The sequence below is a fragment of the Streptomyces sp. NBC_00287 genome, from assembly GCF_036173105.1.
Taxonomy (GTDB): domain Bacteria; phylum Actinomycetota; class Actinomycetes; order Streptomycetales; family Streptomycetaceae; genus Streptomyces.
In genome coordinates this window covers 2,526,257-2,549,316 of record NZ_CP108053.1, presented here as the reverse complement: position 1 = coordinate 2,549,316, position 23,060 = coordinate 2,526,257, and the positions used below count along the sequence as shown (strand labels likewise).

Here is a 23,060-nt window from a genome sequence, read left to right as displayed (position 1 = left end):
TACGTGTACATGCCTAGGTCGGCAGAGAAACGTTTCGGCCAATCGAGATCTCGAACAAACGGGGGTGAATGCAGGCCTCCGGCGCGATGGTGACCGGGGCCCGGCGGGTGATGTGGCCGGATTTGCATCGCGGACCGCACCACCCGCCGGTGGCTGGAAATCGACTCTGAAACGCGGGTTTTACACGGGGTCGTACGTCCGCTCGACCTTCTGCGTGCCGTTGCGGGTGCGGTACGAACGGGCCCAGGACGCCGTCGCGTCGGCCTTCGTACGGTCGGACAGGACGTAGTAGTCCATCTGCGCGCGGTCGGCCGTGATGTCCAGGACGCCGAAGCCGTGGCGGTCGGTGTCGACCCAGTGGACGTGCCGGTTGGCGGCCTTGATGATCGGCGAGGCGAGCGCGGAGACCGTGCCCTCGGGGACCTTCACGATGTCGTCGAGGTTGTCGGAGGTCACCGAGGTGACCACGAACTCCGTGGCGGCCGAGGCGGACAGCGGATACGTACCGGCGTTCACCGGAACGTCGTTGGCCCACGCCATGTGAATGTCACCGGTCAGGAACACGGTGTTGCGGATGGCGTTGGAGCGCAGGTGGGCGAGGAGTTCACGGCGGTCGTCCGTGTAGCCGTCCCACTGGTCGGTGTTGAGGGCGAGGCCCTCCTTCGGCAGCCCGAGCAGCTCGGCGAGCGGCTTGAGGAGCTCGGCGGAGAGCGAGCCGATCGCGAACGGCGAGATCATCACCGAGTTGCCGACCAGCCGCCAGGCGGTGTCGGAGGACTTCAGACCCGCCTTCAGCCAGTCGAGCTGGGCGCGGCCGGTGAGGGTGCGCTCCGGGTCGTCGACGTCGCCGTTGCCGACGGAGGCCTGCTGCGAGCGGAAGGAGCGCAGATCCAGCAGTGAGAGGTCGACGAGCTTGCCGAAGCGCAGCCGTCGGTAGGTGGTGCCGGCGATCGCCGGGCGGACCGGCATCCACTCGAAGTAGGCCTGCTTGGCGGCGGCCTGGCGCGCGGCATAGCTGCCCTCGGCGCCCTCGGTGTGGTTCTCGGCGCCGCCGGACCAGGCGTCGTTGGCGATCTCGTGGTCGTCCCAGATCGCCACGCAGGGCGCGGTCGCGTGCAGGGCCTGGAGGTCCGGGTCGGTCTTGTAACGCCCGTGCCGGGTGCGGTAGTCGGCGAGCGTGAGGATCTCGTGCGCCGGCGCGTGCTGCCGTACGACCGTGTCGCGGGTGCCGTACTCGCCGGTGCCGTACTCGTAGATGTAGTCGCCGAGGTGCAGCCAGGCGTCCAGGTCGCCGCGGGCCGCGAGATGGCGGTACGCCGAGAAGTAGCCGGCCTCCCAGTTGGCGCAGGAGACCACGCCGAAGCGGAGGTTGGTCACGGCCGCGTCCGTCGCCGGCGCGGTGCGGGTGCGCGCCGCCGGGGAGTCGGTGCCGCCCGCGGAGAAGCGGAACCAGTAGTCGGTGGCGGGAGCGAGGCCGCGGATGTCCGCCTTGACCGTGTGGTCGGAGGCGGCGGTGGCCTTGGTGGAGCCCTTGGCGACGACGTTCGTGAACGCCTTGTCCGTGGCGACGGTCCAGCTGACCTCGGTGTCCGGGCCGAGCCCGGAACCGGGTATCGCCTCAGGGGTCGGGGTCACGCGCGTCCACAGCAGGACGCCGTCCGGGAGCGGGTCGCCGGAGGCCACGCCGTGCAGGAAGGCAGGGGCGTCGGTGGCGGCCTTCGCGGGTATCGCGGCGGCGAGCGGTCCGGCCAGGACAGCAGTGGCCGCCGCGGCCTTGACGACCGTACGGCGGCGCGGGGTAAGGGTGTTGAGCGATTCGGTTGATCTGTATCGACTGGTCACGAGCGATCAGGTTACTGACCAGTATGAACGAGGGCGGGCGAACTCGTAAAAGTTCGCCCGCTCTTCGTCTTTTGGTAGGTCGGGTCAGCCCTTCAGGGCCCCGTCCACCAGCGTGTTGAACTCCTCCACCGTCAGCGGGGGATTGCCCTGGTCCGTGGTGAGGTTCTTGCCGTCCATCACGAAGCTCGGGGTGCCGGTGACATTGTCCTTGTTGGTGTCGAAGGTCTTCGACATGGCCAGCGCCCAGGCGTCGTAGGTGCCGTTCTTCACCGCGTTCTGGAACTTGGTGTTGTTCTTCAGGGCGTCGACGGTGTTCGCGATCTCGATCAGGTAGTCGTCGTCCTTGAACTTGTCGTCCGACTCCTCCGGGTGCCACTTCGCCGAGTACAGCGCCGTCTTGTACTGGAGGAAGGCGTCGCCGCTGACGTTGAGCGCGGCGCCGAGGGCGCTCATCGCGTTCTTGGAGCCCTCGCCGTTGCTGCCGATCTCGCCGTCGCCGAGCTGGTCGCCGTCGAGGAAGGTGCCGCCGACGAACTGGATCTTGTACTTGCCGGCCTCCAGGTCCTTCTCGACGGTCGAGCCGACCGTCTGCTCGAACGTGGCGCAGATCGGGCAGCGCGGGTCCTCGAAGACCTTGAGGGTCTTCTTGGCGCTGTCCTTGCCGATGACGACGGTCGTGCCGTTGGTGCCCGTGGTGTTGGCCGGAGTGACGACCCTCTCGTCCTGCACGGCCTCCCAGTGGCCGGGCTTGTTGGACTGGACGACGGCGTAGCCGATGCCGCCGGCCGCGGCGAGCACGCCGACGACCGAACAGGCCACGACTATCTGCCGCTTGACCTTGGCCCGCTTCGCCTCGCGCTCACGCTCGACGCGCAGCCGCTCGCGCGCCGCCGACTTCGCCGCCTGGCTGTTCCGCTTGCTCATATGGGTTCTCTCCATGGGAGGCGCACACGTCGTGTGTGCGCAATACGTAGGGGTGGACTGCTGGTGCTCAGGCGAAGGCGGCCGAGCACGGCGGTCCACGCCGTCCCAAGGAGTGCACGAGGATCCGCTCACGGGCGGAGGTGGTACGGCGGTCGAGGCGCGGCAGGCGCCGGACGGACCGGGCCGGCCGTACCGTCACGGCGGCTACCGCCAGCAGCAGCGGCCGGAAGGTGGTGGCCGCGACCGCCGCCAGCAACTGGGCCAGCGCGCGCTCACCGCGGCGCAGCCAGGCGGCGGCGAGCAGGCCGACCGAGACATGAGCGCCGAGCAGCAGCCAGGCGGTCTGAGGGTCGGCGTGCGCGAGGAGGGTGGCGAGCCGGTCGGTGCCGGTCTTCTCGGTCACCGCGGTCAGCGCGGTGCCGACCCGGGTGCCGTCACCGCACAGCACGTCCAGTCCGAACGAGCGCAACGGGCCCGCGACCGGGCCGCCCGCGGCGCCGTAACAGACGTGCTGGCCGGTGGTGAAGACGGTGTCGGCGGCCAGCTCCAGCGGGATCAGCAGGGCGGCGATCCGCCCGAAGCCGCGCTCGCGCCCGGCCAGTGCGTAGGCGACCACGAACACGGTGGCGGCGACCAGGGCCACCGTGTTCAGCGGCAGCGGAACCCGGGACAGCAGTACGTGCGACGCGGTGCTGAGCGTCACGACGAGTGCCGTGAACAGCGCCGCGCGGAGCGCTCGTAGCTGGGTTCCGGATATGTCCATAGCGCCAGAGAGTCTGTCACGGAGGGCTGTAAGGGACCCCTAAAGGGTTCCTGTGAGCGACCCTTCGGTCACAGGCCAGGAATGCGGCCGTTGCGGAACAGGTCCACGAAGATCTGGTGGTCGGCACGCGCGCGTGCGCCGTAGTCGTGCGCGAAACTCACCAGGACCTCCGCGAAGCCGTCCTCGTCGGCCGCGATGGCCGCGTCGATGGCCCGCTCGGTGGAGAACGGCACCAGGGACTCTCCGGAGGTGTCGTCGGCCGCCGAGTGCATCGAGGCCGTGGCCCGGCCGAGGTCGGCGACGACCGCCGCGATCTCCTCCGGGTCGTCGATGTCGCCCCAGTCCAGGTCCACGGCGTACGGCGAGACCTCCGCGACCAGCTGGCCCGCGCCGCCCAGCTCGGTCCAGCCCAGCCACGGGTCGGCGTGCGCCTGGAGGGCGCGCTGGGAGATCACCGTGCGGTGCCCCTCGTGCTGGAAGTAGTCCCGGATCGCCGGGTCGGTGATGTGCCGGGAGACGGCCGGGGTCTGGGCCTGCTTGATGTAGATCACGACATCGTTCTCCAGGGCGTCGCTGTTGCCCTCCAGAAGGATGTTGTACGACGGCAGACCGGCCGAGCCGATGCCGATGCCGCGGCGGCCCACGACGTCCTTCACACGGTAGGAGTCCGGGCGGGTCAGGGAGGACTCCGGCAGCGTCTCCAGATAGCCGTCGAAGGCGGCGAGCACCTTGTAGCGGGTGGCCGCGTCCAGCTCGATGGAGCCGCCGCCCGGGGCGAAGCGGCGCTCGAAGTCCCGGATCTCGGTCATCGAGTCCAGCAGCCCGAACCGGGTCAGCGCGCGGGCGTCGCGCAGGGCGTCCAGCAGCGGGCCCTCGGCGGAGTCCAGGGTGAACGGCGGCACCTCGTCGCTCTTGGCGCCGGTCGCCAGCGCGTGGATCCGCTCGCGGTACGCGCCCGCGTACACCTCGACCAGCTCGGTGATCTGCTCGTCGCTGAGCGCCTTCGCGTACCCGACGAGCGCCACGGAGGCGGCGAAGCGCTTGAGGTCCCAGGTGAAGGGGCCGACGTAGGCCTCGTCGAAGTCGTTGACGTTGAAGATCAGCCGGCCGGTGGAGTCCATGTACGTGCCGAAGTTCTCCGCGTGCAGATCGCCGTGGATCCACACGCGCGAGGTGCGCTCGTCCAGGAACGGGCCGCCCCGCTTCTCCGGATCAAGATCGTGGTAGAAGAGGCACGCCGTCCCCCGGTAGAACGCGAACGCCGAGGCCGCCATCTTGCGGAACTTCACGCGGAACGCGGCCGGGTCGGCGGCCAGGAGCTCGCCGAACGCGGTGTCGAAGACGGCGAGGATCTCCTCGCCGCGCTGCTCGTCGCTGAGCTTCGGGACCGACATCGCTGGTGCCTCCTGGTGCAGTGCATGTACGACAGCGTCTCTGCCGTCTCCAACGCACGACGGTACGTCGGAGTGCCCACCGAGTGTCAGTGCCGCGGCATAGACTTCGACGCTGACCCCAGAACTGTCCGCCAGCCCGTCGCCGAGTGTTTCCCCTGGAGGCCGCACCGTGTCAAAGCCGCCGTTCACGCACCTGCACGTCCACACCCAGTACTCGCTGCTGGACGGTGCCGCGCGGCTGAAGGACATGTTCAACGCGTGCAACGAGATGGGCATGACCCACATCGCGATGTCCGACCACGGCAACCTCCACGGCGCGTACGACTTCTTCCACTCCGCGAAGAATGCCGGAGTCACCCCGATCATCGGGATCGAGGCGTATGTCGCCCCCGAGTCCCGGCGCAACAAGCGCAAGATCCAGTGGGGCCAGCCGCACCAGAAGCGGGACGACGTCTCCGGTTCGGGTGGTTACACCCACAAGACGATCTGGGCGGCGAACGCGACCGGTCTGCACAACCTCTTCAAGCTCTCCTCGGACGCCTACGCCGAGGGCTGGCTCCAGAAGTGGCCGCGGATGGACAAGGAGACCATCTCCCAGTGGTCCGAGGGGCTCATCGCCTCCACCGGCTGCCCCTCCGGCGAGCTCCAGACCCGGCTGCGCCTCGGCCAGTACGACGAGGCGCTGAAGGCCGCTGCCGACTACCAGGACATCTTCGGCAAGGACCGCTACTTCCTGGAGCTGATGGACCACGGCATCGAGATCGAGCGCCGCGTCCGCGACGGTCTGCTGGAGATCGGCAAGAAGCTCGGCATCCCGCCCCTGGTGACGAACGACTCGCACTACACCTACGCGCACGAGGCGGGCGCGCACGACGCCCTGCTGTGCATCCAGACCGGCAAGAACCTCTCCGACCCCGACCGCTTCAAGTTCGACGGCACCGGCTACTACCTGAAGTCCACGGACGAGATGTACGCCATCGACTCCTCGGACGCCTGGCAGGAGGGCTGCCGCAACACGCTCCTGGTGGCCGAGCAGGTCGACACCACGGGCATGTTCGAGAAGCGCGACCTCATGCCCAAGTTCGACATCCCCGAGGGCTACACCGAGGTCACCTGGTTCAAGGAGGAGGTCCGCCGCGGCATGGAGCGCCGCTTCCCGGGCGGCATCCCCGAGGACCGGCAGAAGCAGGTCGACTACGAGATGGACGTCATCATCCAGATGGGGTTCCCGGGCTACTTCCTCGTTGTCGCCGACTTCATCATGTGGGCCAAGAGCCAGGGCATCGCGGTCGGTCCGGGCCGTGGTTCGGCGGCCGGTTCGATCGTCGCGTACGCCATGGGCATCACCGACCTCGACCCGATCCCGCACGGCCTGATCTTCGAGCGGTTCCTGAACCCCGAGCGCGTCTCGATGCCCGACGTCGACATCGACTTCGACGAGCGCAGGCGCGTCGAAGTGATCAGGTACGTGACCGAGAAGTACGGCGCCGACAAGGTCGCCATGATCGGCACCTACGGCAAGATCAAGGCGAAGAACGCCATCAAGGACTCCGCGCGCGTGCTGGGCTACCCGTACGCCATGGGCGACCGCCTCACCAAGGCGATGCCCGCCGACGTCCTCGGCAAGGGCATCGACCTCAACGGCATCACCGACCCCTCGCACCCGCGCTACAGCGAGGCCGGCGAGATCCGCGCGATGTACGAGAACGAGCCGGACGTGAAGAAGGTCATCGACACCGCCAAGGGCGTCGAGGGCCTGGTCCGGCAGATGGGCGTGCACGCCGCCGGCGTCATCATGTCCAGCGAGCCCATCGTCGACCACGCCCCGATCTGGGTACGGCACACGGACGGCGTGACCATCACGCAGTGGGACTACCCGCAGTGCGAGTCGCTCGGCCTGCTGAAGATGGACTTCCTCGGCCTGCGCAACCTGACGATCATGGACGACGCCGTCAAGATGGTGAAGTCCAACAAGGGCATCGAACTCGACCTGCTCGCCCTTCCGCTGGACGATCCGACGACCTTCGAGCTGCTCCAGCGCGGTGAGACCCTCGGCGTCTTCCAGTTCGACGGCGGCCCCATGCGCTCGCTGCTGCGCCTGATGAAGCCCGACAACTTCGAGGACATCTCCGCCGTCTCGGCGCTCTACCGTCCCGGCCCGATGGGCATGGACTCGCACACGAACTACGCGCTCCGCAAGAACAAGCTCCAGGAGATCACTCCGATCCACAAGGAGCTGGAGGAGCCCCTCGAAGAGGTCCTGGCCGTCACCTACGGCCTGATCGTCTACCAGGAGCAGGTGCAGAAGGCCGCCCAGATCATCGCCGGGTACTCGCTCGGCGAGGCCGACATCCTCCGCCGCGTCATGGGCAAGAAGAAGCCCGACGAACTGGCGAAGAACTTCACCATCTTCCAGGCCGGCGCCCGCAAGAACGGCTACAGCGACGAGGCCATCCAGGCCCTGTGGGACGTGCTGGTCCCCTTCGCCGGCTACGCCTTCAACAAGGCCCACTCGGCCGCGTACGGACTGGTCTCGTACTGGACCGCCTTCCTCAAGGCGAACCACCCCGCCGAGTACATGGCCGCGCTGCTGACGTCCGTCAAGGACGACAAGGACAAGTCGGCGATCTACCTCAACGAATGCCGTCGTATGGGCATCAAGGTGCTCCCGCCGAACGTCAACGAGTCGGTGCACAACTTCGCCGCCCAGGGCGACGATGTGATCCTCTTCGGCCTGGAGGCCGTGCGGAACGTCGGTACGAACGTCGTCGAGTCGATCATCAGGAGCCGCAAGGCCAAGGGCAAGTACGCCTCCTTCCCCGACTACCTCGACAAGGTCGAGGCCGTCGCCTGCAACAAGCGCACCACCGAATCGCTGATCAAGGCGGGCGCCTTCGACACGATGGGGCACACCCGCAAAGGCCTGACCGCGCAGTTCGAGCCGATGATCGACAACGTGGTCGCGGTCAAGCGCAAGGAGGCCGAGGGCCAGTTCGACCTCTTCGGCGGTATGGGCGAGGAGGAGAGCGACGAGCCCGGCTTTGGACTCGACGTGGAGTTCACCACCGATGAGTGGGACAAGGCGTATCTGCTCGCCCAGGAGCGGGAGATGCTCGGTCTGTACGTCTCCGACCACCCGCTCTTCGGCCTGGAGCATGTGCTGTCGGACAAGGCCGACGCGGGCATCGCCCAGCTCACCGGAGGTGAGCACGCGGACGGCGCGGTCGTCACCATCGGCGGCATCATCTCGGGCCTCCAGCGCAAGATGACCAAGCAGGGCAACGCCTGGGCCATCGCCACCGTCGAGGACCTGGCCGGTTCCATCGAGTGCATGTTCTTCCCGGCGACCTACCAGCTGGTGTCGACCCAGCTCGTCGAGGACGCGGTGGTGTTCGTCAAGGGCCGCCTCGACAAGCGCGAGGACGTGCCGCGTCTGGTCGCGATGGAGCTCCAGGTCCCCGACCTGTCGAACGCCGGTACCAACGCACCCGTGATTCTCACCATCCCGGCCACCAGGGTCACCCCGCCGATGGTCAGCCGCCTCGGCGAGATCCTCAGCCACCACCGGGGCGAGAGCGAGGTCCGCATCAGGCTTCAGGGCCCGACCAAGACCACGGTGCTGCGCCTGGACCGGCACCGGGTGAAGCCGGATCCGGCGCTCTTCGGCGACCTGAAGGTGCTGCTCGGACCGTCCTGTCTGGCCGGCTGAGCCGTAGACATGGGAGAGGGGCGCATCCGCGAGTCGGGTGCGCCCCTCGTCATGTGCCTGGGCTTCAACGGCCCATTATGAAGATGTCAGTTGTGACCGAACTTCTTCTGCTTGCCCTTGCGCGCGATGTCGCTCGGCGTCACCTGGGACATCCGCTGCTCGGCCTGCGCCTCCATCGAGGACTGCTGGGCCTGCTGCTGGCCGCGCTCGGACTGCGGCTGCTTTCGGTCACTCTTCTTGTTCTTGGCCATGGTGATGCCTCCTGTGGGGGATCTAGGGGCCAGGGCCGCGACCAGATTCACATAGGCTACGAAAGACCGCATTTCGGGCAATTACCGTCCGTGACGGCGCTCGTTCGAGCCGGTCACCCCGAAACGCCACGCCGAAGATCGAGTTCCGGCCGTTAACCTTCGCGCGGTCGGGCAGACTCGAAGGAAGCCCGAAGCAAACCTCCCGGAAAGAGGGTGGATCGCGTGGACCGCTGCATCGTCCTGGTGGACGCCGGGTATCTGCTGGGGGCCGCCGCCTCTCTCCTCGCCGGAGAACCTTCCCGCTCCCGGATCACCGTCGATCACACCGCCCTCATCCAGGGCCTGCGTGAACGCGCGGAATCGGATACGGAACGCCCACTGCTGCGCATCTACTGGTTCGACGGCGCCCCCGACCGCGTCCCGCAGCCCGAGCACCGCAGGCTGCGCGTGATGCCCCGAGTGACCGTACGGCTGGGCGCACTGACCCGCAGCGACGGACGCTGGGCCCAGAAGGGCGTGGACGCCGCCATGCACGCCGAGCTCACCGAGCTGGCCCGCAACCGCGCCTGCTCCGACGTCGTGCTCGTCACCGGCGACGGCGATCTGCTGCCGGGCATGATGGCCGCCAAGGAACACGGGGTCGCCGTCCATCTGTGGGCCGTGCAGGCCGCCGACGGCGACTACAACCAGTCCGAGGACCTGGTCGCCGAGGCCGACGAGCGGCGCGTGCTCGACCGTACGTGGATCACCAAGGCCGTACGCGCCAAGGAGCTCGGCGGGATCTGCGCGCCGCCGCCCGTGCCGCGGCCCGAGATCGCCGCGATCCTCTCCGCGCCGCTGCCCGACTCCGCGCTCGCCGGGGCCGAGCGGCCCACCGAGGAGCGGGAGCACCGGGCGCCCGCCGCGGCGGAGAACGGTACGCAGGAGCGGGTGCCGGCGCCGAAGGGTGTGCCCACGCCGAAGGATCTGGCCGCGTTGCGGGCCCCGGGCGTGCAGCCCGCCGCGCCTCCCGCGAGCGCGACGCTGCGGTGGTCCTCCGACAAGGGCTGGGTCGACCGGCCCGGCGCCACCGCCGAGCCGCCCGAGGTCGCCTCCATGCCGACGCTGGCCCAGCTGACCACGGCGGAGCAGCGGTGGGCCGACCGGGAGGAGGACATCACGACCGTCGGCGGGGATCCGTACGAGGTCGGACAGGTGTTCGCGCGCCGATGGATGGGGCGGCTGGGCGACCAGAGCCACTTCCAGAAACTGTCGGGGATGTACCCACGGATTCCGCATCGGATCGACGGGGAGCTGCTGCGGTACGCGGCGCGGTTCGGGCTGCTCGCGCACAAGGACGACCAGATCGACGAGCACGACCGGTACGCGATCCGGGCCGGGTTCTGGCGGGAGATCGATGTGCGGACCGCGGCGGAACACGCGCCCGCGGGGGAGTAGCGCGGACTTTCGATCCGGACGTTTCGATAGGGACGGATTTGTGACGATCGGGCCACCCGGGGACGGGCCCGGCTTCCCGACCCCGTAGGCTCATCCCTTGTGAGTACGCGCGCGGCACAGGCACTTCGGCCCAGTGGTGATGTCGTGTGCGCCGTGCGCGGGCTGACCAAGACCTATCCGGCCGTACGGGGACGGCGTGGGACACCCGCGACCCCCGAGGTGCGGGCCACCGATGACGTACGGCTGGACATCCGGCGCGGTGAGATCTTCGGGCTGCTCGGGCCGAACGGCGCCGGCAAGACCACGCTCGTACGGCAGCTCACCGGGCTGATGCGGCCCGATCGCGGCAGTGTGGAGATCCTCGGGCACGACATCGTGCGGCACCCGGAGCGGGCCGCGCGGATCCTCGCCTACCTCGGCCAGGAGTCGACCGCCCTCGATGAACTGACCGTCTCGCTCGCCGCAGAGACCACCGGGCGGCTGCGCGGACTCGACGTGCATGTGGCGCGGGCCGAGCGGGACGCCGTACTGGAAGAGCTGGGCCTTACCGAGCTTGCCGGGCGGCCGCTCAAGAAGCTGTCCGGGGGGCAGCGGCGGCTCGCCTGTTTCGCCGCCGCGCTGGTCGGCGCGCGGCCGCTGCTCGTGCTCGACGAGCCGACCACCGGGATGGATCCCGTGGCACGGCGGGCGGTCTGGTCCGCCGTCGACCGGCGGCGCGCCGAGCAGGGGACGACCGTGCTGCTCGTCACCCACAACGTCATCGAGGCCGAGACCGTGCTGGACCGGGTCGCCGTGCTCGACCGGGGGCGGGTGATCGCCTGTGACACCCCGGTCGGGCTCAAGGAACAGGTCGCCGGGGAGGTCCGGGTCGACCTCGTGTGGCGGGACGCGGCGCCGCTGCACGTTCCCGAGGTCGCCGCGCTGCAGGACCGGGTCGTGGAGTCGGGCCGCCGCTGGACGCTGCGGCTCGCCCCCGAGGAGGCCCGCGCGGTGGTCGCCACCGTCACCGGCGGGGCCGCCTTCTCCGCCCTCGACGACTTCACCCTCGCCACGCCCAGCCTGGAGGACGTCTATCTGGCGCTCGGCGGGGCCGCGCAGCAGGGGTTGGTGAAGGCTTGAGCGCGACTGGGTCGGGGTTGAGTAGGACGGCCTTGAATACTGCGGACGTCGCATCCGTACGGAACGGGACCACTGCCGGAGCGAAGAGGAGCAGCGCCACGTGAGTGTCGTACCCGCCGAGGTTCTGCCGGCCGGCGCACTGGCCGCGGACGAGACGCCCGCCACCGGCGCGGCCGAGCTCGCGCCGCGGGCTCGGCTGTGGCCTTCGCTGTGCGCCGTGTACCGGGCGCAGCTGTCCCGTGCGCGGGTCGCGCGGATTCCGCTGCTGTTCGTGGCGACCTTCCAGTCCGTCGGGATCATGATCCTGATGCGGGGGGTCGTGGACGGCGGGGACGAGGCGCGGGCCGTGGTGGCCGGGTCGTCGGTGCTGGTCGTCGCCTTCGTCGCGCTGAACCTGCTCGCTCAGTACTTCGGGCAGTTGCGGGCCAGTGGGGGGCTCGATCATTACGCGACGCTGCCGGTGCCGCCCGCGGCGGTGGTGCTCGGGGCAGCGGGGGCGTACGCCTCCTTCACCGTGCCCGGGACCGTGGTCACCGCCGTGTTCGGGTGTGTGCTGTTCGGGTTGCCGCTGACGCATCTGTGGGTGCTGATCGCGGTGATTCCGCTGGCGGGGGCGGCGCTGGCGGGGCTGGGAGCCGCGCTGGGGCTGCTGGCGCCTCGGCCTGAACTGGCGACCGTGCTGGGGCAGTTGGGTATGTCCGCCGCGCTGTTGCTGGGGGTGCTGCCTGCCGAGCGGATGCCTGAGGTGGTGCGGTTCGCTCGGGATCTGCTGCCTTCGACGTACGGCGTGGAGGCCTTCGCGCGGACCTTCGGGGAGAGTCCCGACTGGGCCTTCGTGCTCGGCGATCTCGCCGTGTGCGGGGTGGTGGGCGTGGTGTCCCTGGCCGCGGCGACCTGGGCGTACCGTCGGGCGGCCGTCCGGTGACGCGCCGCACAGGCGGGCCTGGCACGATGTCAGGGTGACCGCACCGCTGACTCCACCACCGCCGCCGCGTGACCACTCTGCCAACAGTGCGTGGCAGCAGCCGCCTGTGCCTGACGGCGGGCACGGGCCTTTTGCGTACGGGCTGCCCTCCTCGCACGAAGAGGACGGGCCCGGGATGAAGACCGAGGTGCGGGAGGCCGCCGTGATCACGGTGGCCGTGGCGGTGGCCGGGGCGTTGCTCGGGGTGCTGTGGTGGTGGCTGGCGCCTCGGGTGCCGTTGGTGGGGGACGTGGTCGACGGGGGCTGGGTCGTCTATCTCAAGGACACCGAGGGGGAGCAGGCGGTGGGCGTCGACGGGACGTTCACGTTGTTGGCGCTGGCGTTCGGTGCGGTGAGTGCGCTCGGGGTGTTTCTGGTCCGGCGGCGTGGGGGTGTGCCGTTGGTGGTCGCGCTGGCCGTCGGGGGGCTGTTGGGGTCGTTGCTGGCCTGGCGGGTCGGGGTGTGGCTCGGGCCTGCGCAGGATGTCATCGCGCATGCCAAGGATGTGGGTAAGGGGGTCGCGTTCTCGGCGCCGTTGGAGCTTGATGCGAAGGGGGCGTTGCTGGTGTGGTCCGTGGCGGCGCTTGTGGTGCATCTGGGGTTGACGGCCTTGTTCGGGCCTCGGGATCCGGATCCGTATGAGCAGCAGGATCGGGCTCGGGACGGGTACGGGGCGCCGCAGGCGTAGCGCGTTTTCCTTCGCCCCCGCCGCCCCTACCCGTCCCATGAGAAGGAATCCCCTACGCCGGGCGCCTGCCGTGGTTTGCTCGGCCCTTTTTCATGCGCCATTTGCGTTTCCGCGTTTTCTTCGACATGTCCTCTCTGCTTAACCGAGGAGAGGGCGTCCGTCGAGGGGCTAAACGCGGCCGATGGGGGCCAGGGTTGCCGACGTGAGGGTTGCCAGGTCGCTGGGGGAGAGTTCGATCTCCAGGCCCCTGCGGCCCGCTGAGACGCAGATCGTGGCGTGGGTCGTTGCTGAGGCGTCCAGGACCGTGGGGAGCTTCTTGCGCTGGCCCAAGGGGGAGATGCCGCCCCGGACGTAGCCCGTGGTGCGTTCCGCCAGGGTGGGGTCGGCCATCGTCGCCTTCTTGCCGCCCACCGCGGTCGCCAGCGCCTTCAGGTCCAGTTGGCCCGCCACCGGGACCACGGCCACCGTCAGCTTGCCGTCCACTTCCGCCACCAGCGTCTTGAAGACCCGGTCGGGGGAGACGCCCATCGCCTCGGTCGCCTCCTCGCCGTAGGACGGGTGGGACGGGTCGTGTTCATAGGCATGGGTCGTGAACGTCACGCCCGCTGTGGTCAGGGCCACCGTCGCCGGCGTACCCGCCGACTGCCGCTTCTTCGCCATCGCTCGCCTCAGTTCAGACTCGTCGGCGCACGCGTCAGGTCCGCCGCCGGCAACGACGGCAGGCTACGGATGATCGACGTCTCCGCGCGAAGGAGTTTCAGCTCGTCCCGCAGACGGGAGGCCGTGTCGGGGGCCTGGAGCAGGCGTTGCTTGGTGGGGATGTCGAGCATCATCGCCGCCGCCACCAGGTAGGAGACCACCGACGGCTCGTCGGGGAGGTCCGCCCCCGTCGCCAGCGAGCGTTCCCTCGCCCCGGCCAGGCGCTTCTGGTACTGGCGGAAGGCGCGGAGCACTCCTTCGGCCAGCGCGCCCGCCTCGTCGCCCTGGTCCTCCGGCAACTCCTCCAGCTCCGCCGTCAGGAACGGGCCCGTCGCGTCCACCGACAGCAGCCGTACCCGCGTCGTACCCGTCGCCAGTACCTCGAACGTGCCGTCCGCCCGCTCCCGGATCGTCGCCGCGTCCGCCACACAGGCCGTCGAGTGGAAGGACTTGACGGGCTCGGGGCCGAAGCCCGCCGCGGGCCCGCGCTGGGGCAACGCCGTGGGGTCGGGCATGCCGGGCGCGGTCGGTGCCACCTCGTGGCCGTCGCGGATCGCCACGACGGCGAACCGGCGCGGTTCCTCGTCGGGGGTCTTCAACAGATCGCGCATCATGGCGCGATAGCGCTCCTCGAAGATGTTCAGAGGCAGCACCAACCCCGGGAACAACACCGAGTTCAGGGGAAAGAGCGGAAGCCGGACGGTGGTCACGACGCAAGAGCCTAATGGTCGTCGGAGCGTGTGCGTCCGGCGTGCCCGGTCATCGGACGGCCGGAAGGGGCCCGGAGCTCGTCCCGTACCCGCAGGCAGTGGCCCAGCGGGTCGTCCGAGAACCGGTCCCAGGGGAACGATGTCGCGTACGGGCCGGTCAGCCGCACCTGCTCCAGGGCGTCCGCCAGGCGGTCCAGCCGTACCAGGACGTAGGTCAGCAGGTTGCGCATCTCCGCCGGCCATGGATCCGCCGGGGGGAGGCCTGTCGACAGTTCCATCGCCCGGTCCGCCGCCTCGTCCAGCTGGGCCCGCGGTACCTCGGGGCCGCAGCCGTCGGTGAGATACGCGAACGCCGCCCGCGCCGGCAGCGCCTGCACCAGGGAGTCGGGCGGGGCGTCCTGCGCGGCGCGGTCGGCGAAGGCCAGGCACTCGCGGTGCGAGCCGTGCCAGGAGGACGCCAGATAGCGCAGGGCCGCCACATGGCAGCCGTAGTGATGCGGGGCGCGGCGCATCGCCGCCTCCCACAGCTCCTCGACGTACCGCGGTCCGGTCTGCGCGCCGCGCGCGTGGTCCAGGGCGATCCGCCAGGGCACCGGGTCGCGGTCGTCGCCGTGTGCCGCGGCCGTGACCAGCGGGCTCACCTCGCGCAGCAGCTCGGCCCGGGCCGGTGACCGCCAGGCGCGGTCCACCCTCAGCTGGGCGTCGACCATCAGGCCGTCGGGGTCGTGCGGGGCGGCTGCGCGCCAGGCTTCGAACCACTCGGGGCGGGCCTGGGCGAAGGCGGCGAGCCGGGCCGTGTACCGGTCGCGGTGTTCCCACTCGCCGGCCGCGCGGGTGGCGGCGAGGAGCGCGGCGGCCGGCCCGTGGTCGCCCTGCGCGGCCGCGACCAGCGCGGGACCCAGCCGTGCGTCGGGCACGTCCAGCAGTACCTCGTCATCGGCGCGGGCACCGGCGACGGGGGACGAGGTCCTTGTCATCCGCGGCCCGCGGATGAACGGCAGCAGCAGAGCCATGGTGTGAACCATTGAAAAGCCGCTGGTCGAAACGGCGCCAGAGGCTCCGGGAAACTGGTGGAAAGTTGTACGGCCATGGGTCAAGGGCCGGTAAAAAGGTTCAGTTCCTGCGCAGCAGCCGGGTCGCCCCCGCCGCCACCGTCGTCGCCAGGATCCAGCCCAGCAGGATCATCGCCGTGGCCAGCCACTGCCAGCCGCCCTTCATCTGCCAGAACCCGACCTGGCCCAGATCGATGACCGGAAGCAGCAGGTCCAGGGCGAACAGCGTCGGGTTCCACTCCGGATGCTCGCCCCGCTTGATCGGCGGATGACCGGCCTGCGCGAACGCCACCGAGCCCGCCGCCCACAGCACCGCCATCCACACCGCGGCCCGGCCGGGCCGGTACCCGTAGGCCACCGTCCAGTCCTGCACGTACCCCAAGAACTTGGCGGCGATGGGCAGGCTCTCGCGGCGTCGGCGCTGCTTGGCGAGGAGCACCTCACGGGCGTCCTCGTCCTCACCGCCCGCCCGCAGCACCGTGGCCAGCCGTTCGTACGGCTCCGGGTTGTACTCGGCGGTCGCCGCGGCCACCCAGTCCAGCCGCTCGGCCAGCGGGAACGGCCCGCGCGGCACCAGGTTCTCGTAGGAGAAGCCGCCCATGTGCAGCCGCCCGGGGCCCGGCCAGGCGTCCGCGCGGTCCATCAGGTTGACGATCCGCGCCCCCGACAGCACGACCGTGCCGCGCGCCGGCCGCTCCCCGAGGAAGCGCAGTTCCGGTGTATGGATCCGGCGCAGCGACAGCTCCTGCTCGTCGGTGAAGGTGAACCGGGCCCGCTCCATGTCGACCGCGTCCCCGAACCGCCCGTCGTCGAGCCGCACCCCGCCCTCGCACGCGAACCGCTGGATCCGGGTCCCGCGGGCCGGGGTAGTACCGCTGAGCAGCGGGTTCCCGACGCCCGCCGGGGTCAGGTACAGGGAGCGCTCCACGGTCAGCTGGGGGGCGTTCAGCGCCAGCCGCGTGTACGGGTTGACCAGCCGCGCGCCCCGCAGGCTCAGCGAGACCCCGATCTTCGCGCTGCGCAGGCTCAGCTCGCCGTGCGACTCCAGCAGCTCGGCCTGGAGGTCCTGCCCGACCGTCATCCCGTCCCCGGCGATGGAACGGCCGCTGCGGTCGCGGTACACGATGGCCTGGTTGAGCAGCAGATCGGTGCCGATCTGGGCGTCGGTGAGCCGGATGCCGTTGTGGAAGCGGCAGCGCGGCAGATGTAGATCGCCCTCGGTGTGCACCCGGGCCGCCTCGAGCCGCGGCACCGAGCAGTCCACCAGCCGCACGGTGGTGAACCGGGCCTCCGGCAGCAGCACGTCCCGCTCGAAGCGGCAGCCGCGCATCTCGACGTACGGCACCACCGTGCCGCCCGCGAGGTCCAGGGAGCCGCTGATCTGCACCCCGACGAGTTTCAGGGACGACACCCGGCCGGCCAATGCGGGCGGTCCGTCGAGCAGCAGCCAGCACACGATGCGGGCCCGCACGGTCCGCTCGGGCCCCCACGGATGCCCGCCGTGCGGATCGTCGACGACGGTGTCTCCGCTGCTCAGGTCGTACACGCTGCCGTTGCGGAAGGCCTGCCACATCCCGGCCTCGGCGGCGGTCAGATCGTCCGGCAGCTCTCCGTCGCGGATGCCGGCCCCCTCGGTCACGGTGTTCCCTTCCTCCCCGGCTACTCATGGGTTTCGTACAACCGTTCATGCCCGCTCAGTGACGGACGGAACGCTAGCGGTGAACGCGATCTTCCATGTTCTGTATCAGCCATTGATACGCGCGGACGACGCCCGATCCCGGTCTGAGAGAATTGGCGTCGTGATCTCCCGAATCGATCTGCGCGGCGACGCCCTTCCCGAGGGACCCGCCCTGCGCGACCTGCTGCCCCGAGCCGACTTCGACGTCTCGGCCGCCCTGGAGAAGGTGCGTCCGATCTGCGAGGCCGTGCATCATCGTGGCGACGCGGCGCTGATCGACTTCGCGGAGAAGTTCGACGGGGTGAGGCTCGACCGGGTGCGGGTGCCCGCGGAGGCCCTCACGCGCGCGTTGGCCGAACTCGAACCGGCCGTGCGCGCCGCCCTCGAGGAGTCCATCCGCCGCGCCCGTCTCGTCCACCGCGAGCAGCGTCGTACGACCCACACGACCCAGGTCGTGCCCGGCGGCTCGGTCACCGAGAAGTGGGTGCCCGTGGACCGGGTCGGGCTCTACGCGCCCGGCGGGCGGTCCGTCTACCCGTCCTCCGTGATCATGAACGTCGTGCCCGCACAGGAGGCCGGCGTCGAGTCGATCGCCCTCGCCTCGCCCGCCCAGGCCGAGTTCGACGGCCTCCCGCACCCGACGATCCTCGCCGCCTGCGCCCTGCTCGGCGTCGACGAGGTGTACGCCGCCGGTGGCGCCACGGCCGTCGCGATGTTCGCGTACGGCACCGAGTCCTGCCCGCCCGCCAACATGGTCACCGGGCCCGGCAACATCTGGGTCGCCGCCGCCAAGCGCTACTTCACCGGCAAGATCGGCATCGACGCCGAGGCGGGCCCGACCGAGATCGCGATCCTCGCCGATTCCACCGCCGACCCGGTGCACGTCGCCTCCGACCTGATCAGCCAGGCCGAGCACGACCCGCTGGCCGCCGCCGTCCTCGTCACCGACTCCGTGGAGCTCGCGGACGCGGTGGAGAAGGAGCTGGAGCCGCAGGTCGCGGCCACCAAGCACATCGACGACCGGATCGTCCCGGCCCTGAAGGGCAAGCAGTCCGCGATCGTCCTGGTCGACGGTGTCGACGAGGGCCTCAAGGTCGTTGACGCGTATGGCGCCGAGCACCTGGAGATCCAGACGGCCGAGGCGACCGCGGTGGCCGACCGGGTCCGCAACGCCGGCGCGATCTTCATCGGGCCCTGGGCTCCGGTATCGCTCGGCGACTACGCCGCCGGGTCCAACCACGTCCTGCCCACCGGCGGCTGCGCCTGCCACTCCTCGGGCCTGTCGGTCCAGTCCTTCCTGCGCGGCATCCACATCGTCGACTACACGAAGGACGCGCTGGCGGACGTGGCGCATCACGTGGTGACGCTGGCGGAGGCGGAGGATCTGCCGGCGCACGGCGCGGCGATCAAGGCAAGGTTCGGTTGGAAGGTTCCTGAGGGCAAGTGACTGGCATCGACGATCTCCCCGTACGGGACGAGCTGCGCGGCAAGTCCCCTTACGGCGCGCCCCAGTTGGACGTGCCCGTACGGCTGAACACGAACGAGAACCCCTACCCGCTGCCCGAGCCGCTGGTCGAGCGGATCGCCGAGCGGGTGCGCGAGGCGGCCCGGAACCTCAACCGCTACCCGGACCGGGACGCCGTAGAACTGCGGACGCAGCTCGCCAAGTACCTGACGGACACGTCCGGTTACGAGGTCGGCCTGGCCAATGTGTGGGCCGCCAACGGCTCCAACGAGGTCATCCAGCAGCTGCTGCAGACCTTCGGCGGACCCGGCCGTACGGCCATCGGCTTCGAGCCGTCGTACTCGATGCACGCCCTCATCTCGCGCGGCACGGGCACGGGCTGGATCTCCGGTCCCCGCAACGAGGACTTCACCATCGACCTGGCCGCCGCCGAGCAGGCCATCGCCGAGAACCGGCCGGACGTCGTCTTCATCACCACCCCCAACAACCCCACGGGCAACGCGGTCCCGCCCGAGACGGTCCTCGCGCTGTACGAGGCCGCGCAGGCGGCGAAGCCGTCGATGGTCGTGGTCGACGAGGCGTACATCGAGTTCAGCCACGGCGACTCGCTGCTGCCGCTGCTCGAAGGGCGGCCGAATCTCGTCGTCTCGCGCACCATGTCGAAGGCCTTCGGCGCGGCCGGCCTGCGCCTCGGCTATCTCGCCGCGCACCCGGCCGTCGTCGACGCCGTCCAGCTCGTACGGCTGCCCTACCACCTGTCGGCCGTCACCCAGGCGACCGCGCTGGCCGCCCTGGAGCACACCGACACGCTGCTCGGCTATGTCGAGCAGCTGAAGGCCGAGCGGGACCGGCTGGTCTCCGAGCTGCGGGCCCTGGGCTACGAGGTGGTGGAGTCCGACGCGAACTTCGTGCAGTTCGGACTGTTCGAGGACTCCCACACCACCTGGCAGAAGATCCTCGACCGGGGTGTGCTGGTCCGGGACAACGGCATCCCCGGGTGGCTGCGGGTGTCCGCGGGAACCCCCGCCGAAAACGACGCGTTCCTCGACGCGGTACGTGAACTGAAGAAGGAGCAGAGCGCATGAACCGCGTAGGACGCGTGGAGCGAGTGACGAAGGAGACCTCGGTGCTCGTCGAGATCGATCTCGACGGGTCCGGCAAGGTCGATGTGTCGACAGGCGTCGGCTTCTACGACCACATGCTCGACCAGCTCGGCCGGCACGGTCTGTTCGACCTGACCGTGAAGACCGAGGGCGACCTTCACATCGACTCGCACCACACCATCGAGGACACCGCCCTCGCGCTGGGCGCCGCCTTCAAGCAGGCCCTCGGCGACAAGGTGGGGATTTATCGATTCGGCAACTGCACGGTCCCGCTGGACGAGTCCCTCGCCCAGGTGACCGTCGACCTGTCCGGCCGCCCGTACCTCGTGCACACCGAGCCCGAGAACATGGCGCCGATGATCGGTGAGTACGACACCACCATGACCCGGCACATCCTGGAGTCCTTCGTCGCCCAGGCGCAGATCGCGCTGCACGTGCACGTGCCCTACGGGCGCAACGCGCACCACATCGTGGAGTGCCAGTTCAAGGCGCTGGCCCGGGCCCTGCGCTACGCCTCCGAGCGCGACCCGCGCGCGGCCGGCATCCTCCCGTCGACGAAGGGCGCGCTGTGAACGGCCTCTCCACGGTCCTGATCGTCGTCGGTCTCTTCCTGGTCGGCGGTATCTACTCCTTCGTCAAGCAGGGGATGCCGAAGAACCTCGTCGTCCTGCTCTCCGTCGGCGCCGCGATGTGTCTCGTCGCCGGTGTCATGAGGCTGGAGGTGTGGAATTGAGCGCAACCTCGAAGAAGGTCGTCGTCTTCGACTACGGCTTCGGCAATGTGAGGTCCGCCGAGCGCGCCCTCGCCCGCACCGGCGCCGAGGTCGAGATAACGCGTGACTTCGACAGGGCCATGAACGCCGACGGACTGCTGGTGCCCGGCGTCGGTGCGTTCGCCGCCTGTATGAAGGGCCTGAAGGAGGCCCGCGGCGACTGGATCATCGACCGCCGGCTGTCCGGGGGGCGCCCGGTGATGGGCATCTGCGTCGGTATGCAGATCCTCTTCGCGCGGGGCATCGAGCACGGAGTGGAGACCGAGGGCCTCGACGAGTGGCCCGGCTCGGTCGAGCCGCTCCAGGCCGACATCGTGCCCCACATGGGCTGGAACACCGTGGATGCCCCGGTCGGCTCCGAGCTGTTCGCCGGCCTGGACACGGACGCCCGCTTCTACTTCGTGCACTCCTACGCCGTCCACGACTGGACCTTGGAGACCGCGAACCCGGCGCTGCGCGCACCGCTCGTCACCTGGTCGACGCACGGCAAGCCCTTCGTGGCCGCCGTGGAGAACGGCGCCCTGTGGGCCACGCAGTTCCACCCCGAGAAGTCCGGCGACGCCGGAGCGCAGCTGCTGAACAACTGGATCGGAACCCTCTGATGGCTTCGAAGCTCGAACTCCTCCCGGCCGTTGACGTCCGTGACGGCCAGGCGGTCCGCCTGGTGCACGGCGAGTCCGGCACGGAGACCTCGTACGGCTCCCCGCTGGAGGCCGCCCTCGCCTGGCAGCGCTCCGGCGCCGAGTGGCTGCACCTGGTCGACCTGGACGCCGCCTTCGGCACCGGCGACAACCGCGAGCTGATCGCCGAGGTCGCCGGGGCGATGGACATCAAGGTCGAGCTGTCCGGCGGCATCCGCGACGACGCCTCCCTGGCCGCCGCGCTCGCCACGGGCTGCACACGCGTGAACCTCGGCACGGCCGCCCTGGAGACCCCGGAGTGGGTCGCCAAGGTCATCGCCGAGCACGGCGACAAGATCGCGGTGGGTCTGGACGTACGGGGCACCACGCTCCGCGGCCGCGGCTGGACCCGCGACGGCGGCGACCTCTACGAGACGCTGGAGCGCCTCAACAGCGAGGGCTGCGCGCGCTACGTCGTCACGGACATCGCCAAGGACGGCACGCTGCAGGGCCCCAACCTGGAGCTGCTGCGCAATGTGTGTGCCGCGACCGACCGCCCGGTGGTGGCTTCCGGCGGCGTGTCGTCGCTGGACGACCTGCGTGCCATCGCCGAGCTGGTACCCCTCGGTGTCGAGGGCTCCATCGTCGGGAAGGCCCTGTACGCGAAGGCGTTCACCCTGGAAGAGGCCTTGGAGGCTGTGTCGTCATGAGCGATGCCGTACGGCGTGTGCAGAGCGGGAGTCCCTGGGAAGAGTCCTTCGGTTTTGCACGCGCCGTCGCGGCGGGGGACCGTGTGCTGGTGGCCGGCACGACGTCCTTGAAGGGCGATGTGCTGTACGGCGAGGGCGACCCGTACGAACAGGCCAAGATGGCCTTCACCAGCGCGATCGAGGCGATCGGCGAGTTCGGGCTCGGGGTCGGTTCGGTGGTCCGTACGCGGATGTACCTGACCCATGCGCGGGACGTGGACGCGGTGGGCCGGGCCCACAAGGAACTCTTCGACGAGGTGCGCCCGGTCTCGACGCTGCTCGTGGTGGAGGGCTTCGTGGACTCGCGCATCCTGGTCGAAGTGGAAATAGAAGCATTCAGAGGAGCCGTGGATTCATGACCCTGGCGGTCCGAGTCATCCCCTGCCTGGACGTGGACAACGGCCGGGTCGTCAAGGGCGTCAACTTCCAGAACCTGCGCGACGCGGGCGACCCCGTCGAAATGGCCAAGGTCTACGACGCCGAGGGCGCCGACGAGCTGACGTTCCTGGACATCACCGCGTCGTCCGGCAACCGCGAGACGACGTACGACGTGGTGCGCCGCACCGCCGAGCAGGTGTTCATCCCGCTCACGGTCGGCGGCGGCGTCCGTACGGCCGAGGACGTGGACAAGCTGCTGCGCGCGGGCGCGGACAAGGTGGGCGTCAACACGGCCGCCATCGCCCGTCCCGACCTGATCCGTGAGATCGCGGAGCGGTTCGGGCGACAGGTGCTGGTCCTGTCGGTGGACGCCCGGCGCACCCCCTCCGGCGGCTTCGAGGTGACGACCCACGGCGGCCGCAAGGGCACCGGCATCGACGCGGTCGAGTGGGCGCACCGGGCCGCGGAGCTGGGCGCGGGCGAGATCCTGCTCAACTCGATGGACGCGGACGGCACGAAGGACGGCTACGACATCGAGATGATCGAGGCGGTGCGCAAGCACGTATCGGTCCCGGTGATCGCTTCCGGCGGCGCCGGAAAGCTCGGCGACTTCGCCCCGGCGATCGAGGCGGGCGCGGACGCGGTACTCGCGGCGTCGGTGTTCCACTTCGGCGACCTGCGGATCGGCGAGGTGAAGCAGGCGCTGCGGGAGGCGGGGCATCCGGTTCGGTGAGGCCGCACTG

The 23,060-nt window shown here is 69.9% G+C and carries 22 protein-coding genes; 13 read left to right on the top strand and 9 right to left on the bottom strand.

Going from position 1 to position 23,060, the window contains the following annotated elements:
- Positions 1-180 precede the first annotated feature (180 nt).
- The 4 genes from OHT76_RS11645 to OHT76_RS11630 all read right to left on the bottom strand — a co-directional run bounded on the left by OHT76_RS11645 (position 181) and on the right by OHT76_RS11630 (position 4,923).
- Positions 181-1,842 carry an alkaline phosphatase D family protein gene (locus OHT76_RS11645; RefSeq protein ID WP_328870708.1) on the bottom strand — a complete coding sequence of 554 codons (1,662 nt, stop codon included), beginning with the start codon at positions 1,840-1,842 and terminating at the stop codon, positions 181-183.
- A gap of 84 nt (positions 1,843-1,926) precedes the next feature.
- Positions 1,927-2,766: a thioredoxin domain-containing protein gene (locus tag OHT76_RS11640; RefSeq protein WP_328870707.1), complete on the bottom strand. Its 840-nt coding sequence runs from the start codon at positions 2,764-2,766 to the stop codon at positions 1,927-1,929.
- Between the two features lie 67 nt (positions 2,767-2,833).
- Positions 2,834-3,529 carry a hypothetical protein gene (locus tag OHT76_RS11635; protein WP_328870706.1) on the bottom strand — a complete coding sequence of 232 codons (696 nt, stop codon included), beginning with the start codon at positions 3,527-3,529 and terminating at the stop codon, positions 2,834-2,836.
- A 68-nt stretch (positions 3,530-3,597) separates the two neighbouring features.
- Entirely contained in the window at positions 3,598-4,923 is a 1,326-nt protein-coding gene (locus OHT76_RS11630) for a DUF2252 domain-containing protein (RefSeq protein WP_328870705.1), read from the bottom strand.
- A 169-nt stretch (positions 4,924-5,092) separates the two neighbouring features.
- Between OHT76_RS11630 and dnaE the strand changes: the two genes are divergently transcribed.
- Positions 5,093-8,632 carry a DNA polymerase III subunit alpha gene (gene dnaE / locus OHT76_RS11625; protein ID WP_328870704.1) on the top strand — a complete coding sequence of 1,180 codons (3,540 nt, stop codon included), beginning with the start codon at positions 5,093-5,095 and terminating at the stop codon, positions 8,630-8,632.
- An 86-nt stretch (positions 8,633-8,718) separates the two neighbouring features.
- Here dnaE and OHT76_RS11620 read toward each other — a convergent pair whose 3' ends face one another.
- Entirely contained in the window at positions 8,719-8,883 is a 165-nt protein-coding gene (locus tag OHT76_RS11620) for a hypothetical protein (protein ID WP_328870703.1), read from the bottom strand.
- Between the two features lie 222 nt (positions 8,884-9,105).
- Here OHT76_RS11620 and OHT76_RS11615 point away from each other — a divergent pair, with 222 nt between their 5' ends.
- The 4 genes from OHT76_RS11615 (at position 9,106) to OHT76_RS11600 (ending at position 13,091) form a co-directional block, all read left to right on the top strand.
- A complete protein-coding gene (locus OHT76_RS11615; RefSeq protein WP_328870702.1) occupies positions 9,106-10,320 on the top strand; it encodes an NYN domain-containing protein in 1,215 nt (404 codons plus the stop codon).
- 144 nt (positions 10,321-10,464) lie between these two features.
- The gene (locus tag OHT76_RS11610; protein WP_328876507.1) at positions 10,465-11,439 is read left to right on the top strand and encodes an ABC transporter ATP-binding protein; all 975 of its coding nucleotides are present in this window, start codon (positions 10,465-10,467) and stop codon (positions 11,437-11,439) included.
- A 100-nt stretch (positions 11,440-11,539) separates the two neighbouring features.
- Positions 11,540-12,364 (top strand): ABC transporter permease, encoded by an 825-nt coding sequence (locus tag OHT76_RS11605; RefSeq protein WP_328870701.1) that lies wholly within the window; start codon positions 11,540-11,542, stop codon positions 12,362-12,364.
- 34 nt (positions 12,365-12,398) lie between these two features.
- Positions 12,399-13,091 carry a hypothetical protein gene (locus OHT76_RS11600; protein WP_328870700.1) on the top strand — a complete coding sequence of 231 codons (693 nt, stop codon included), beginning with the start codon at positions 12,399-12,401 and terminating at the stop codon, positions 13,089-13,091.
- Positions 13,092-13,259: 168 nt separating this feature from the next.
- On the opposite strand, the gene ybaK is transcribed toward OHT76_RS11600, so the two are convergent.
- The 4 genes from ybaK to OHT76_RS11580 all read right to left on the bottom strand — a co-directional run bounded on the left by ybaK (position 13,260) and on the right by OHT76_RS11580 (position 17,191).
- Entirely contained in the window at positions 13,260-13,751 is a 492-nt protein-coding gene (gene ybaK, locus OHT76_RS11595; RefSeq protein WP_328870699.1) for a Cys-tRNA(Pro) deacylase, read from the bottom strand.
- 8 nt (positions 13,752-13,759) lie between these two features.
- A complete protein-coding gene (locus OHT76_RS11590) occupies positions 13,760-14,500 on the bottom strand; it encodes an LON peptidase substrate-binding domain-containing protein (protein WP_328870698.1) in 741 nt (246 codons plus the stop codon).
- An 11-nt stretch (positions 14,501-14,511) separates the two neighbouring features.
- Positions 14,512-15,525: a hypothetical protein gene (locus OHT76_RS11585; protein WP_328870697.1), complete on the bottom strand. Its 1,014-nt coding sequence runs from the start codon at positions 15,523-15,525 to the stop codon at positions 14,512-14,514.
- A gap of 88 nt (positions 15,526-15,613) precedes the next feature.
- The gene (locus OHT76_RS11580) at positions 15,614-17,191 is read right to left on the bottom strand and encodes an oxidoreductase (RefSeq protein WP_328870696.1); all 1,578 of its coding nucleotides are present in this window, start codon (positions 17,189-17,191) and stop codon (positions 15,614-15,616) included.
- A gap of 160 nt (positions 17,192-17,351) precedes the next feature.
- Between OHT76_RS11580 and hisD the strand changes: the two genes are divergently transcribed.
- Genes hisD through hisF form a run of 8 tightly spaced genes read left to right on the top strand, consistent with a single transcriptional unit; the run spans position 17,352 to position 23,050 of the window.
- The gene (gene hisD, locus OHT76_RS11575; RefSeq protein WP_328870695.1) at positions 17,352-18,677 is read left to right on the top strand and encodes a histidinol dehydrogenase; all 1,326 of its coding nucleotides are present in this window, start codon (positions 17,352-17,354) and stop codon (positions 18,675-18,677) included.
- Positions 18,674-19,780 (top strand): histidinol-phosphate transaminase, encoded by a 1,107-nt coding sequence (locus OHT76_RS11570; RefSeq protein WP_328870694.1) that lies wholly within the window; start codon positions 18,674-18,676, stop codon positions 19,778-19,780. The genes hisD and OHT76_RS11570 overlap by 4 nt, the downstream gene beginning before the upstream one ends.
- Positions 19,777-20,370, top strand: a complete 594-nt coding sequence (gene hisB, locus OHT76_RS11565; RefSeq protein WP_015661105.1) for an imidazoleglycerol-phosphate dehydratase HisB — start codon at positions 19,777-19,779, stop codon at positions 20,368-20,370. The genes OHT76_RS11570 and hisB overlap by 4 nt, the downstream gene beginning before the upstream one ends.
- Positions 20,367-20,531: a hypothetical protein gene (locus OHT76_RS11560; RefSeq protein ID WP_328870693.1), complete on the top strand. Its 165-nt coding sequence runs from the start codon at positions 20,367-20,369 to the stop codon at positions 20,529-20,531. The genes hisB and OHT76_RS11560 overlap by 4 nt, the downstream gene beginning before the upstream one ends.
- A complete protein-coding gene (gene hisH / locus OHT76_RS11555; RefSeq protein ID WP_328870692.1) occupies positions 20,522-21,172 on the top strand; it encodes an imidazole glycerol phosphate synthase subunit HisH in 651 nt (216 codons plus the stop codon). The genes OHT76_RS11560 and hisH overlap by 10 nt, the downstream gene beginning before the upstream one ends.
- Positions 21,172-21,900: a bifunctional 1-(5-phosphoribosyl)-5-((5-phosphoribosylamino)methylideneamino)imidazole-4-carboxamide isomerase/phosphoribosylanthranilate isomerase PriA gene (priA, locus tag OHT76_RS11550; protein ID WP_328870691.1), complete on the top strand. Its 729-nt coding sequence runs from the start codon at positions 21,172-21,174 to the stop codon at positions 21,898-21,900. The genes hisH and priA overlap by 1 nt, the downstream gene beginning before the upstream one ends.
- Positions 21,897-22,298, top strand: a complete 402-nt coding sequence (locus tag OHT76_RS11545) for a RidA family protein (RefSeq protein ID WP_328870690.1) — start codon at positions 21,897-21,899, stop codon at positions 22,296-22,298. The genes priA and OHT76_RS11545 overlap by 4 nt, the downstream gene beginning before the upstream one ends.
- The gene (gene hisF / locus OHT76_RS11540) at positions 22,295-23,050 is read left to right on the top strand and encodes an imidazole glycerol phosphate synthase subunit HisF (protein WP_328870689.1); all 756 of its coding nucleotides are present in this window, start codon (positions 22,295-22,297) and stop codon (positions 23,048-23,050) included. The genes OHT76_RS11545 and hisF overlap by 4 nt, the downstream gene beginning before the upstream one ends.
- Positions 23,051-23,060: the final 10 nt, after the last annotated feature.